Origin of the sequence: Serratia sp. JKS000199 (genome assembly GCF_900215455.1) — a bacterium.
GTDB lineage: Bacteria > Pseudomonadota > Gammaproteobacteria > Enterobacterales > Enterobacteriaceae > Serratia > Serratia ureilytica.
In genome coordinates, this window is record NZ_LT907843.1 from 4965167 (window position 1) to 4977928 (window position 12762).

At 60.9% G+C, this 12762-nt stretch carries 11 protein-coding genes; 5 read left to right on the forward strand and 6 right to left on the reverse strand.

The annotated features are described in order from the left end of the window. The first annotated feature begins 64 nt into the window (after positions 1–64). Positions 65–1261, forward strand: a complete 1197-nt coding sequence (locus CPH57_RS24495) for a hypothetical protein (RefSeq protein ID WP_150130719.1) — start codon at positions 65–67, stop codon at positions 1259–1261. 48 nt (positions 1262–1309) lie between these two features. Here the strand turns inward: CPH57_RS24495 and CPH57_RS23505 are convergent, their stop codons facing one another. The 4 genes from CPH57_RS23505 to CPH57_RS23520 all read right to left on the reverse strand — a co-directional run bounded on the left by CPH57_RS23505 (position 1310) and on the right by CPH57_RS23520 (position 6783). Beyond that, complete coding sequence (locus tag CPH57_RS23505; protein WP_033641745.1) at positions 1310–2419, reverse strand: P1 family peptidase; 1110 nt, start codon at positions 2417–2419, stop codon at positions 1310–1312. A 2-nt stretch (positions 2420–2421) separates the two neighbouring features. Next, positions 2422–3798 (reverse strand): APC family permease, encoded by a 1377-nt coding sequence (locus CPH57_RS23510; RefSeq protein ID WP_096242780.1) that lies wholly within the window; start codon positions 3796–3798, stop codon positions 2422–2424. A gap of 125 nt (positions 3799–3923) precedes the next feature. After that, a complete protein-coding gene (locus tag CPH57_RS23515; protein ID WP_089195433.1) occupies positions 3924–5432 on the reverse strand; it encodes a CoA-acylating methylmalonate-semialdehyde dehydrogenase in 1509 nt (502 codons plus the stop codon). Positions 5433–5442: 10 nt separating this feature from the next. Continuing rightward, entirely contained in the window at positions 5443–6783 is a 1341-nt protein-coding gene (locus CPH57_RS23520) for an aspartate aminotransferase family protein (RefSeq protein ID WP_033641748.1), read from the reverse strand. A gap of 135 nt (positions 6784–6918) precedes the next feature. Between CPH57_RS23520 and CPH57_RS23525 the strand changes: the two genes are divergently transcribed. Continuing rightward, positions 6919–7848: a LysR family transcriptional regulator gene (locus CPH57_RS23525; protein ID WP_033641749.1), complete on the forward strand. Its 930-nt coding sequence runs from the start codon at positions 6919–6921 to the stop codon at positions 7846–7848. Between the two features lie 135 nt (positions 7849–7983). Here the strand turns inward: CPH57_RS23525 and CPH57_RS23530 are convergent, their stop codons facing one another. After that, a complete protein-coding gene (locus tag CPH57_RS23530; RefSeq protein WP_096242781.1) occupies positions 7984–9111 on the reverse strand; it encodes an iron-containing alcohol dehydrogenase in 1128 nt (375 codons plus the stop codon). A 229-nt stretch (positions 9112–9340) separates the two neighbouring features. Between CPH57_RS23530 and CPH57_RS23535 the strand changes: the two genes are divergently transcribed. From CPH57_RS23535 to CPH57_RS23545, 3 genes are all read left to right on the forward strand, one after another. Next, a complete protein-coding gene (locus tag CPH57_RS23535) occupies positions 9341–10099 on the forward strand; it encodes a helix-turn-helix transcriptional regulator (protein WP_046898053.1) in 759 nt (252 codons plus the stop codon). Positions 10100–10200: 101 nt separating this feature from the next. Next, positions 10201–11502, forward strand: coding sequence for an FAD-binding oxidoreductase (locus CPH57_RS23540; RefSeq protein ID WP_096242782.1), 1302 nt, complete (start codon positions 10201–10203; stop codon positions 11500–11502). An 18-nt stretch (positions 11503–11520) separates the two neighbouring features. Beyond that, a complete protein-coding gene (locus CPH57_RS23545; RefSeq protein WP_015376517.1) occupies positions 11521–11886 on the forward strand; it encodes a cupin domain-containing protein in 366 nt (121 codons plus the stop codon). Positions 11887–11924: 38 nt separating this feature from the next. On the opposite strand, the gene CPH57_RS23550 is transcribed toward CPH57_RS23545, so the two are convergent. Continuing rightward, positions 11925–12731, reverse strand: a complete 807-nt coding sequence (locus CPH57_RS23550; RefSeq protein ID WP_033641754.1) for an alpha/beta hydrolase — start codon at positions 12729–12731, stop codon at positions 11925–11927. Between the last annotated feature and the right edge of the window lie 31 nt (positions 12732–12762).

The following is a 12762-nucleotide window of genomic DNA, read 5'->3' on the forward strand; positions in this document are numbered from 1 at the left end:
AAGTTGAGTGGGTAATTATATATCATTTCATTTTTACTGGAATGATATATAACAAGGATGGTTTATGGCTGGTAAACTTACGCGAAAAATAAATTACTCTGTTGGATATAAAAAACCGTCTCCAACTAAGTTTGATTCATTGTCATTTTTTAACTCTTGTATCAAGCCGGTGACTGTTTTTTCCATGTTTCTTGGTGTTTTTAATTACTGGTCATATTTAGATGTTATTGGCCGTCTTGATTTTATGCTTGGTAGCATTGGTAATGTGAATTCCCTTCTTCTATTCTCTTTCGTTTTTATTTTATTTCTTGTTTCCCTTTGTGCATTATTGTTTGTTCCGTCTATTTTTATTTCACTAGTAAATCAAGAAGATATTGAAAGGGATAATCCCAAGGCAACTCTTTGCGTTGGGCTTTCATTTTTCTTCTCATTGTTGTTTCTACTTATTGGATGCATTTCAACAGGTGTGATTAAGAGTCTTTCCGTTTTTATGCTCTATTTGTTCAGTCTGGTTATTTTGTGGATGGTGGTTATAAATAGAATAATCAAACGGGTAGGAGAGGATTGGTTTAAAAATTTGTTTACTGGCTTTTTCTGTGGGCTTATCTCTATTTTTTGCCTGATGATTGTGTTTTCCCTTAGTAGTCTTTCTGGATTAAGCGAGGATGTGCAATTTCTTATTGTTTTCGTAGTTATGCTATCACAGTTAGTTCCTGGCAAAATATTTTTTAATCCCAAGAGAACAGGTACAGCTAAAAAAGTACAAAGCAAACGTAATGGATTTATTCTTGCTTTTGGTTTTGGTGTGTACATGGCTTTCTTACTTATTCCTGGAACTGCATTTTATTCTCAACTATCTACGTTTAAGACTCTTGGTGTAATCAGTCTTGATAATCATGTCTTTAGGGTTTCTGAAAGTGTTTTTGATGATGTGGTTTTTGATAAGGCCAAATGGAAGATTGAATCCACTTCAGGTAAAGATAATGTACCGATTGTACTTAATAATTTTAAAAAAATGGATGGTAGTATACTTATTGTAGGTACTATTGGATTTAGAACAACTGAACGTGTATTAGTTTGTCCACCTTCGTATGCTAAGACAGTTGATGATTATGCGCATGAGGGGATGTTAAGATTTAAAACTTTATTTGATAATAAGAAAATTGATCTGGCTAGCGAGACGATGAATTGCGTCTTACTAGTAAATAGCGCTGATCTCCAGCAGGATTTGTTATATAGCGAATTTATGAAGCAAACCTGAGGCTGATGAATCTGATCAGCCCCTGATTGACTTGGGTCGCTGATGACGTTACCGCCGCCAGCCGGCCTTCTCCAGCGCCGTCACCAGCTGTTCGGCGCTCAACCCTTCCGCCCGATGGCCGTTGCCGCTGACGGTATTGGCCGCCAGCAACGCATTGACGATCGCCTCTTCCACCGCTTCCGCCGCCGCGGCGAACAGCGCCGAAATGTAGTCGTTGTTCACCATGCGCAGCGGCGTGGTGAAATTGCCTTTATTGGCGTAGTCGGCGGGCGGCAGGCCGTCGTTGCCGGTGGCGAAGGCGATAAAGATATCGCCGCTCGAATCCTCGGTGCCGCCGCCGGTGCGGGCGATGCCGATGCTGGCGCGCTGCGCCAGCCGCGCACACTGGTGCGGCAGCAGCGGCGCGTCGGTCGCCAGCGCCACCACGATGGAGCCCATGCCGGGATGCGGCAACTGCGGCGTGAACGGCGAGGGGAGATGCCCCAGGTGGCGGCCCACCGGGTAACCGCCGACCAGCAGCGACTCTCGCTTGCCGTGGTTGGCCTGCACGATGGCGCCCACCGTCCAGCCGCCTTGATCGGCGGGCAAGCGGCGCGATGCGGTGCCGCTGCCGCCCTTGAATTCATGACAGATCATGCCGCTGCCGCCGCCGACCGCGCCTTCCTGCGGCAAGCCGCCTCGGGCCGCCTGCTGCGCCTGGCGTACGTGCTCGGCCTTGACGTGAAAGCCGTTGATGTCGTTGAGCAGGCCGTCGAAGGTTTCCATCACCACCGGCATATTCCAGTACACCGCGTTGTCGCTCGCGGGCAGCGTTTCACGCTCCAGCGCGATCAGCGCATCGCGCACTACCCCCACGCTGTGGGTGTTGGTGAAAGCGATCGGGCTGGTCAACAGGCCCGCTTCTCGCACCCATTCCAGGCCGGTGGCGTCGCCGTTGCCGTTCAGCACGTGCACGCCGGCGAAGCAGGGCGCGTGGCGAGCGGAGCCGGGGCGCGGTTCGATCACCGTCACGCCGGTGCGCACGCTGCGCCCGTCCGCCAAATCGGCATGAAGGCTGGCATGGCCTACGCGCACGCCGGGCACGTCGGTGATGGCGTTCAGCGGGCCGGGCGTGCCCTGGCCGATGGTGATGCCCAGATCCTGAGCGCGCTGCGTCATGGTTATTCTCCTTCTATTGAGGGGGGGGCGAGGGGCGCCGTCTGGCGGCCGCGCAAGTGGTTCAGCGCCAGCCCGAAGCCGATGATGCCGGCAATGATAATAAAGTCTTTCAGGCTGCTGGCGATCAAAATCGTCCACAGCACGTACAGGCAGCACAGCAGCGCCGCCGCCACCGGCAGCGGCCACAGCGGCATCAGGTACGGGTGATGGAAGTGGCGGCGACGGCGGCTGATCAGCGCCGCCACCGCCATGATGATGTACACCAGCAGCAGCAGGATCACGGTGAATGAGGTCAGCGATTCGAGGTCGGAGCAAAACGCCAGCAGCGCCGAGGGGACGCCGAACAGCAGGGTGGCGATCCAGGGGGTGCCGAAGCGCGGGTGGATGATTTTCAGCGCGCGGTTGAACGTCGGCAGCCAGAAGCCGTCGCGCCCGCTGGCGAACATCATGCGGCTGAACTGCGCCACGATGGCGATGATGGCGTTGAATACCGACAGGTAGATCGCGCCGCTCACCACCCGCGCCAGCGTCGGGCCGCCGAGCTGGGTGACCACATAACCGACCGGATCGGCCTGTTTGGCCATCTCCGCCAGCGACGGCGAGCCGATCAGCAGGGCGGTGAACGGCACCAGTTCCACCAGCACCACGATGACCAGCGTCAGCATGATCGCGACCGCCATCGGTTTGCCCTGCTCGCGCATATCTTCCGCCATGTACACCGCCGCGCCGTAGCCGTTGTAGGAGAACAGCGCGACCCCGACCATGGCGACGATCAGCGGCAGCGACACCGGCGCCAGGCTGCCCTGCGCGTCCAGCATCACCGGCGCGGTGAGGATCTCCGCGCTTTGATGCGGATGGCTGAAACCGAGCCAGGCGATCAGCGCCAGCACCGCCACTTCCACCACCAGAAAGGCGCCGGTCAGCAGGGCGTTGGCCTTGATGTTGAAAATGGCGCAGGCGCCGCCGATCAGCACGGTGATCATGCCGGCGGTGGAGGCGTCGAATGAGGTGCCCAGCGCGGTATTCAGATAGGGCACGGCGCCGGTGGCCAGCACCGCCGGCACGAACAGCGCGGCGCTGAGAATAAACAGATAGGTCTGCAACCCGCACAGGGTGCCGAACAGGCGTTTGATGATGCTGTATTCGCCGCCGGCGCTGGGGTGCGCGGCGCCGAGCTCGGCATAGCACAGCGCGATGGTGGCGGCGACGCAGGCGGCGATCAGAAACGACAGAAAGGCGCCGCTGCCGGCGCTGGCGATCGCCAGCGGCGCGATGACGAAGATCGAGCTGGCCGGCGTTACGCCGGAAGCGGTGATCATCACCACGTCGAGGACGCTGAGATTGCCTTTGAAAGTGTGTTCAGGGGCGGACTCTTTCATGGTTAACGACTCCATTAACGTGTGAGTGAGTAATTGTTTTGCTGCACAGGCTGTACGCAGAAATCAAATGGAGCGCGCTAAATGCCGGGGAGCGTTGCTCCCCGGAAGTTTATTGTTCTTATGTGTTACCCCTGCCCCGACGGGAAGCTGAAGCTGGCGCGGCGGGCATCACCGGAGGCCGGCCAGCGCTGGGTAATGGTCTTGCGTTTGGTGTAGAACCTGACCGCGTCCGGGCCGTAGGCGTGCAGATCGCCGAACAGCGAGCGCTTCCAGCCGCCGAACGAGTGGTAGGCCACCGGCACCGGCAGCGCCACGTTGATCCCCACCATGCCGACCTGAATGCGGCTGGAGAAGTAGCGCGCCGCTTCGCCGTCACGGGTAAACAGACAGGTGCCGTTGCCGTATTCATGGGCGTCGATCAAGGCCATCGCCTCCTGCAGCGACGCCGCGCGCACCACGCCGAGCACCGGGCCGAAGATCTCCTCCTGATAGATGCGCATGCCGGGCGTCACGCGGTCGAACAGCGTCGGGCCGAGGAAATACCCCTGGCTGGGGCGGCCGTCGGCGTCCGTCACGCGCAGTTCGCGGCCGTCCACCAGCAGCTCGGCGCCTTCGGCCACGCCCTGATCGATATAGCCTTTCACCTTCTGATAATGCTGTTGAGTCACCAGCGGCCCCATGTCGTTGCGGTTGTCGCTGCCGGGGCCGACGCGCATGGCGGCCATCTGTTGCCGCAGCCCGGCGATCAGCGCGTCGGCGGTGCCGTCGCCCACCGCCACCACCAGCGGGATGGCCATGCAGCGCTGGCCGCAGGAGCCGAACGCCGCGCCCATCAGCGCGCCGACCGCGCCGGGGATATCGGCGTCCGGCAGCACCACCGCGTGGTTTTTGGCGCCGCCCAGCGCCTGCACCCGTTTGTTTTGGCCGCAGCCGGTGTGATAGATGTGTTCCGCGACCGGCGTCGAACCGACGAAGCTTATCGCCTTCACGCGTCCGTCATGCAGCAGCGTCTCTACCGCTTCGCGATCGCCGTTGACCACGTTGAGCACCCCCGGCGGCAGCCCGGCCTCCGCCGCCAGCCGCGCGATATACAGCGCGGCGGAAGGGACGCGCTCGGAAGGTTTCAGCACGAAAGTATTGCCGCAGGCGACCGCCATCGGCCACATCCACAGCGGCACCATCGCCGGGAAGTTGAACGGGGTGATACCCGCCACCACCCCGAGCGGTTGAAACTCGCTCCAGCTGTCGATGCCCGGGCCCGCCTCTTTGCTGTGTTCGCCTTTCAGCAGTTCCGGCACATAGCCGGCGTATTCGATATTCTCGATGCCGCGTTGCAGTTCGCCCAGGGCGTCGCTGAGCACTTTGCCGTGCTCGGCGGTGATCAATTGGCAGATGGCGTCGGCGTGCTGCTCCAGCAGATCCTTGAGCTTCATCATGATGCGCGCGCGCTTCAGCGGCGGCGTGTCGCGCCAGGCGGGATAAGCCTGCTCGGCGGCGGCGATGGCGCGCTCCACCGTGGCGCGATCGGCCAGCAGCACCTCCTGCGCCGATTGGCCGGTGGCCGGGTCGTAAACCGGCTGGCTGCGTTCGCCGCCGGCGGCGGGTTCGCCGTTGATCCAATGGGTAATGGTCATGGTTCGCTCCTTATTCGGTGGCGTTGAGGGCATCGCCGACGGCGTTGATCAGCGCATCGATCTGCGCTTCGCTGCTGATGAACGGCGGCGCCAGTTGCAGGGTGTCGCCGCCGTAGCGCACGTAAAACCCGCTTTCCCAGCAGCGCATCGCCGCTTCGAAGGGCCGCCGCGCCGGTTCGCCGGGCCGCGCCGCCAGCGTGATGCCGGCCGCCAGGCCGATATTGCGAATGTCGGCGACGTGTTTGGCCCCCTGCAGGCTGTGCACCGCGCGCTCGAAGTAGGGCGCCAGCGCCTGTACGCGCTCCACCATTTGTTCGCGCTGCAGGATGTCCAGCGTCGCCAGCGCCACCGCGCAGCTGACCGGATGGGCGGAGTAGGTGTAACCGTGCGGGAATTCGAGCTGGTAGTCCGGCTCGCCGCCGTTCATGAAGGTTTGGTAGATCTCCGGCCGCACCACCACTGCGCCCATCGGCTGCGCGCCGTTGGTCACCTGTTTGGCGATGTTCATGATGTCCGGCGTGACGCCGAACGCCTCGGCGCCGGTCATCGCGCCGCAGCGGCCGAAGGCGGTGATCACTTCGTCGAAGATCAGCAGAATGTCATGCTGGGTACAGATCTCGCGCAGGCGCTGCAGATAGCCGACCGGCGGCACGATCACCCCGGCGGAGCCGGAGAACGGTTCGACGATCACCGCGGCGATCGTCGAAGCGTCGCGCAGCGCGATGATGCGGTTGAGCTCTTCCGCCAGCTCCGCCCCCTGTTGCGGCATGCCGCGCGAAAAGGCGTTGCCGGCCAGCAGGGTGTGCGGCAGATGGTCCGCCTCGGCGCCGGCGCCGAACGCCTTGCGGTTGCCGGCGATGCCGCCGACCGAGATGCCGCCGAAGTTAACGCCGTGGTAGCCCTTTTCCCGGCCGATAAAGCAGGTTTTGCCCGCCTGGCCTTTGGCGCGCCAGTAAGCGCGCGCCATTTTCAGCGAGGTGTCCGCCGCTTCCGAGCCGGAGCCGGTGAAGAACACGTAATCCAGCCCCGCCGGCGTCAGCGCCTTGATTTTGTTGGCCAGCTCGAACGACAGCGGGTGGCCGAACTGAAACGCCGGCGAGTAATCCAGCGTCGCCAACTGGCGCTGGGCGGCGTCGGTGATTTCCTGCCGGCCGTGCCCCAATCCGCAGCACCACAATCCGGACAGGCCGTCGAAAATCTTTCTGCCGTCGTGGCTGGTGTAATACGCCCCTGCGGCCTGAGTAATGATGCGCGGCTGCGCTTTAAAATTGCGGTTGCCGGTAAAAGGCATCCAATGGGCTTCTAACCCTTCGGCATCGAGACGATTAAGCGAATAATTTTCAGCGGCCATGTTTTCCTCCGGGCAGGAAAATAAGTGCGATTAATTAAATAAAATGAGTTGTTAACGAATTGTTGTACGAAATTGACTATGTACCGCTTGTTCTCTACTGTGAATAATCATATGTCGAAACTTACTTAAGGTTTTATGCAAGTAAAAAAGCGCGCGTTGCTGGGACAATTGTCGGATATGGATCTGCGTTTGCTGCGGGTATTCAAGGCCGTGGTCGACTGCGGCGGCATGAGCGCCGCCGAACTGGAGCTGAATATCAGCCTGTCGACCATCAGCAAGCACATCAAGGATCTGGAGCAGCGGCTGGGCCTGACGCTGTGCCAGCGCGGGCGCGAGGGCTTTGCGGTCACCGACGAGGGGCTGATTATCTACCAGGAAACCGTCAACCTGCTGGCGGCCACCGAGGCGTTCCGGCGCGGGGTGGACGAGGTGCACCAGCGCATGGGCGGGCAGCTGCACGTGGCGATATTCGACCATACGGTCAGCAATCCGCAGGCGCAGATCGGCCGGGCCATCGCGTTATTCAGCGAGCGCGCGCCGGAGGTTTCTTTGCAAATGTACGTGGAGCCGATTAATACCATTGAACGTGGCGTTATTGACGGGCAATTTCAGGTTGGCGTTATTCCCATGCACCGCAGCGCGGAAAGTTTATCTTATCATTCGTTATTCAGTGAGAGGATGTTCTTATATTGCGGCGCGCAGCATGAATTATTTTCCGCCCGCCATGAAACATTAAATTGGGATCTGCTGCACAATTATGCTTTCGCCGGATTGGGCTACCATTCGCCGAATATGGAACTGAGCCTGCAGCAACATTTGCATCGCAAGGCGACGGGGTTCGCGCAAGAGTCGATCGCCACGCTGATCCTGTCCGGCAGATACGTCGGCTTTTTGCCGGATCACTACGCGGCGTTTTTTGTGGCGCAGAACCTGATGCGGGCGATCAAACCGGCGCTGTTCCGCTATCACTGCGAGTACTCCAGCGTGCTGCGCCGCTCGCCGGTGCCGCAACGGGTGGTGAAGCTGTTCCATGAGTGCCTGCTGGCGGCCCACGGAACAGCGTGACGCTTACTGCTCTTTCTTCTTGCCGAAGATTCTGATCAGCGCGCCGACCAGGATGCCGACCGCGATGCCGGCGAAGATCCAGCCGATGATGCCCATTTCCTTAACTCCTGCTAGTGCGTTGATCTGATTATATAATCATTCGACGCGAAACGCCTCTTCGATCATCCGTTGCCGCTGCGCCGGCGCATAGTCGATCCAGGAATTCTTGCTGTTGGATTTCTCCAGCGCTACCGCCAGCTCCTGGCCGGAAATCGGCAAATCGTCCTGCCAGAACGGCGCGATGGCGTGGCGGGTGATGAAATCGGTCAGGTAGCTCTCCGGGCTGCCCTGCCAGTGCGGGTACAGTCTGGCGGCCAGCTCGGCCATCAGCGCGCGCTGCTGCGGCTGTTCGCTGGTTTCCAACAGGGCGAGGAACGGCAGCAGTAGGCGACCGCAGACCTGCCCGTGGTGGTAGTCGCGCAGCGCGCCGATCTCGCCGGCGATGCCGTGAATGACCCCCAGCCCGGCGGCGCTCAGCGTCAGCCCGCCGAGGTAGGAAGCCTGCATAATGGCTTCGCGCGCCGCGTCGCTGCGGTTAAGCGCCGGCCAGGCGGCGAGGAAGTGGCGGATGCCGCTCAGCGACATATCGCGCGTCATGGCGCCGGCGGTTTTCGACAGATAGGCCTCGAACAGGTGGGTGAAGGCGTCGATGGCGCAGTAGGCCAGCACCTTGTCCGGGGCGCCCGTCAGCAGCTGCGGGTCGAGAATGGCGGTGTGCGGCACGAAGTTGTTATGGCGCAGCGAGGCTTTCACCTTGCTGACCTGGGTATCGGTGATCACCGCGTTCTGGGTCACCTCGCTGCCGGTGCCGGCGGTGGTGGGAATGGCTATCAGCGGCAGGGTGGCGCCGCTGATTTTGCTGTCGCCCACCTTTTCCATATAGCGCAGCGTTGGCAGCGGGTGCTCAACCAGCGCGGAGAACGCTTTGGCGGCGTCCAGCACGCTGCCGCCGCCGATGGCCACCACGCGCCGCGCCTGGCCGCGCCAGCGTGCCACCCAGGCGTCGATTTCCTGCGGCGACGCCTCGTGGCTGACGATTTCTGTGCCGATGAGCAGCGGCGTCAGCGCTTCGCGCAGGCCGGCGTACACCGGGCCGTTGAGAAAAGAGCGGCAGCTGAACAGCAGCGTCGGCTGCGGGTCGGCAAGCAGCAGCGGCGGCAGCTGCTGGATGCTGCCGTGGCCGAACCAGGTCTGGCGGTTGGCGATGATGTGGCTGACGGACATGAGGTCTCCTTGACGGCGTTGCAGGTCGCGATGCCACAGCATAAGCCAGCGGGCGCGGAGCGGCCACCGCTTTCCCCGCCGCGGCAACCTGTGAGTTGTTTAACATGTAAACGATCGCGCTCTTGCATTTCGGCGCTGCGGATGCTTTTTTTAACAGTACCGGCCGTCGTGCGGCCAACCCCATCCGAAATCGGTAGATTGTTAATGTGTTAATAATGGCGAGGCGGGTATGGAAATTCAGGTTGAACGCTTGTCTGCGGTGATCGATGCGGTGGCCAGCCCACGCTTTTATCCCAGCCTGTTGAACTGGCTGGAAGGGTTTTTCGCCTTCGACAACGCCATCGTCTATGCCTTCGAACGCGGCCGGCCGCCACGCTGCCTGATTAAAACCGAGCGCGAAAACAGCGACGCGGTCAATCAGCTCTACCAGCAGGGCGCCTACCTGCAGGATCCGTTTTACCGCGCGCTGAACGACGGCGGCGAAGGCGAGGTGCTCACGCTGCGCCAGCTAGCGCCCTGCGGGTTTTATCACAGCGACTATTACCGTAATTTTTATCGCAAGACCGGCTGGCACGACGAGGCCGGCGTGCTGCTGCAGCTGACGCCGGAGCGCGGGCTGGGCGTCTTTTTCGGTTCGGCGCGCCGCACGGTGGCGGTGCGCTACCCGCAGCGGGCGGATTTGCGCAGCGCGTTGACGCTGGTGAAAAGCGTGGCGCGGTTGCACGGCGAAGTGGTGGCGGCGCCGGCCGAGGCTGCGACGGTGAACGATGACGGCGCCCAGGCGCGCTATCTGCTGACGCCGCGTGAGCGCGAGATTGTCGATCTGATCCTCGCCGGCTGCGGTTCGCAGCAGATCGCCGACCGGCTGTTCATCAGCCTCGGCACGGTAAAAAACCACCGCAAGAACATCTACGGCAAGCTGAACATTGGTTCGCAGGCCGAACTGTTCAGCCTGCTGCTGGCCGCCCCGCAGCGGCGCAGCGCGTGAATGTTAATTTTTTGTAGCGAATGTCCCTAAGGGGACATAGCGGACGATCCCACCGCTCCCGATAATCCGATGTCATGGCATAGGCAATCGGGAGTGCGGCAGTGAACAACGAAATCGAGTCCTTAACCTACTACGCGGCGACCAAAAAATACGATCTGCGCTTCCCGACGCTGGAAGAGGATCTGGACGTTGACGTGGTGATCATCGGCGGCGGCTTCTCCGGCATCAACACCGCGCTGGAGCTGGCGGAGAAGGGCATCACCAACATCGCCATTCTCGAGGGTCGTTATCTGGGCTACGGCGGCACCGGGCGCAACGGCGGCCAGGTGATGGCCGGCATCGGCCACGATCTGGAGAAGATCAAACGCCACGTCGGCCCGTCCGGGCTGGAAACCATCTTCAAGATCAGCAACCTCGGCGCCGGCATTATCCGCGAGCGCATCAAGAAATATGACATCGACGCCGACTTCTGCTTCGGTTACGGCTACCTCGGCAGCAACGCACGCCAGGAGAAGACCCTGCGCGGCTGGCTGAAGGAGTTCAGGGCGGTGGCGCCGCAGGAAGAGATCGAACTCTACACCGGCGCGGAAGTGAAGCAGGTGGTGGGCTCCGACGCCTACACCTGCGCGCTGAAACACATGGGCGGCGGCCATGTGCATTCGCTCAATCTGTTGCTGGGCGAGGCCAAGGCGCTGAGCGGCTATGGGGTGAAAATCTTCGAGAACAGCAGCGTGCTCGACGTGGAGTATGGCCCGCGCATCACGGTGCGCACCGCCATGGGCTCGGTGCGCGCCAACAAGATGCTGTGGGCCTGCAACGGCTTTCTCAACGGCATGGAGCCGCAGATCTACCGCAAGACTATCAATACCTACGCCTTCCAGCTGGCCACCGAGCCGCTGTCTGACGAACTGATCCGTCAGATCAGCCCGATCCGCGGCGCCTACAGCGACATCCGCCCGGTGATCGACTATTACCGGGTGACCAACGAGAACCGGCTGCTGTTCGGCAGCGCCACCCGCCTGATCGAATACTTCCCGTCGGATCTCAAGGCCTGGAACCGTAACCTGATGCTGAAGGTGTTCCCGTACCTGAAAGACGTGAAGATCGATCTGGCCTGGGGTGGCCCGCTGTGCTGCAGCGCCAACCTGTTCCCGCAGATCGGCACGCTGCCGGATCGCGACAACGTGTTTTACGTGCAGGGCTACTCCGGCTTCGGTGTGACGCCGAGCCACATCGTGTGCAAGGTGCTGGCAGAGGGCATGAGCGAAGGATCCGATCGCTACGATCTGATGAGCTCGATCCCGCACGTCAACATCTTCGGCAAGGACAAGCTGCGGCGGGTGATGACCACCGCCGGTAAGGTTTGGCACCAGACATCCGGCTACTGGAAAGGCCGCCGTTAACCCTCAGAGGAGAATCACATGAAACCGTTACTGCTTAAACAACCGCTGCCTGAACTGCTGGAGATCGGCAGCGTCAGCAACCTGGGCGCCACGGTGATCGCCGGCACGCCAAACGTCGGCGTGGCCAGCATCTTCGGCGAACCGACCGACAACCTGAACTGCGGCGTGTTCAGCTGCACCCGCGGCAGCTTCGTGATGGAGTATCCGTTCGCCGAGCACGCCACGGTGTGGGAAGGCAGCGCCACCCTGACCAACGAACGCACCGGCGAATCGGTGCAGTATCAGGCCGGCGACTCCTGGTTCGTCGAGAAGGGCACTCCGGTGCGTTGGGACATCACCTCGGATCGCTTCGTCAAACACTACCTCGCCATCGTCGAGGGCTGACGCTTTTATGCCCCCTCAGCATGCTGAGGGGGAACGCCTTAGCCCAGCGCCCGCGCAATAAAATCGGTCACCCGCTTGAGGATCTGATCCTTATTGGTTTCGTTAAAGCTCTCGTGCCGCCCGCCTGCATTGATCAGCTGTTCGAAGTCGTCGCCCTGCAGACGATCGAGCGCGGTTTGCGTTTCGCTCATCAGCACCAGCCGATCGTCATCGCCGTGGATCCACAGCGTGGGCAGCGCGCCGAAGCCCGGCCCGGCGTTGATGGCGGCGAGCATCCGCTGCATGGCGCGCAGGGTGGGGCGCTTGAACGGCCCGTGCCACACCAGCGGATCCTCCTGATAGGCCGCGCCGACCGCCGGATCGCGCGCCAGGGTGGCGGTATCCAGCGGCGAGTCGGGGATCGTCGGCAGTTCGGCCAGATCGGAAATCGCCGTTCTGTCGCCGAGCAGCGGGCCGGACAGCACCAGCGCGCGCACTTCCTCGCCATGGCGCTGCACGTAGCGGGTGGCAATCATGCCGCCCATCGAGTGGCCGATCACCACCAGCGGCAAGGTGGGATATTGCTGCCGGAAATGGCTGACCACGCGCTGCACGTCGTCGACCACGGCGTCATAATCTTCGATCAGCACGCGTTCGCCCTGTGACAGGCCGTGGCCGAGATGGTCGGGGCCGAACACCCGCGCGCCCTGCGCCTGCAGCGTGCGCGCCACGTATTGATAGCGGCCGAGGTGCTCGCCGTAGCCGTGCACCAGCAACGCCAGATAGCGCGGCTTGTCGTTTCCCCAGTCGTGCACGGCGATATCGCCGTGACGGCCTTTGATAAAGCTGACGGTTTGTTCGGACATGTTATTGTTCTCATGGTGGTAGGGTTGCCCT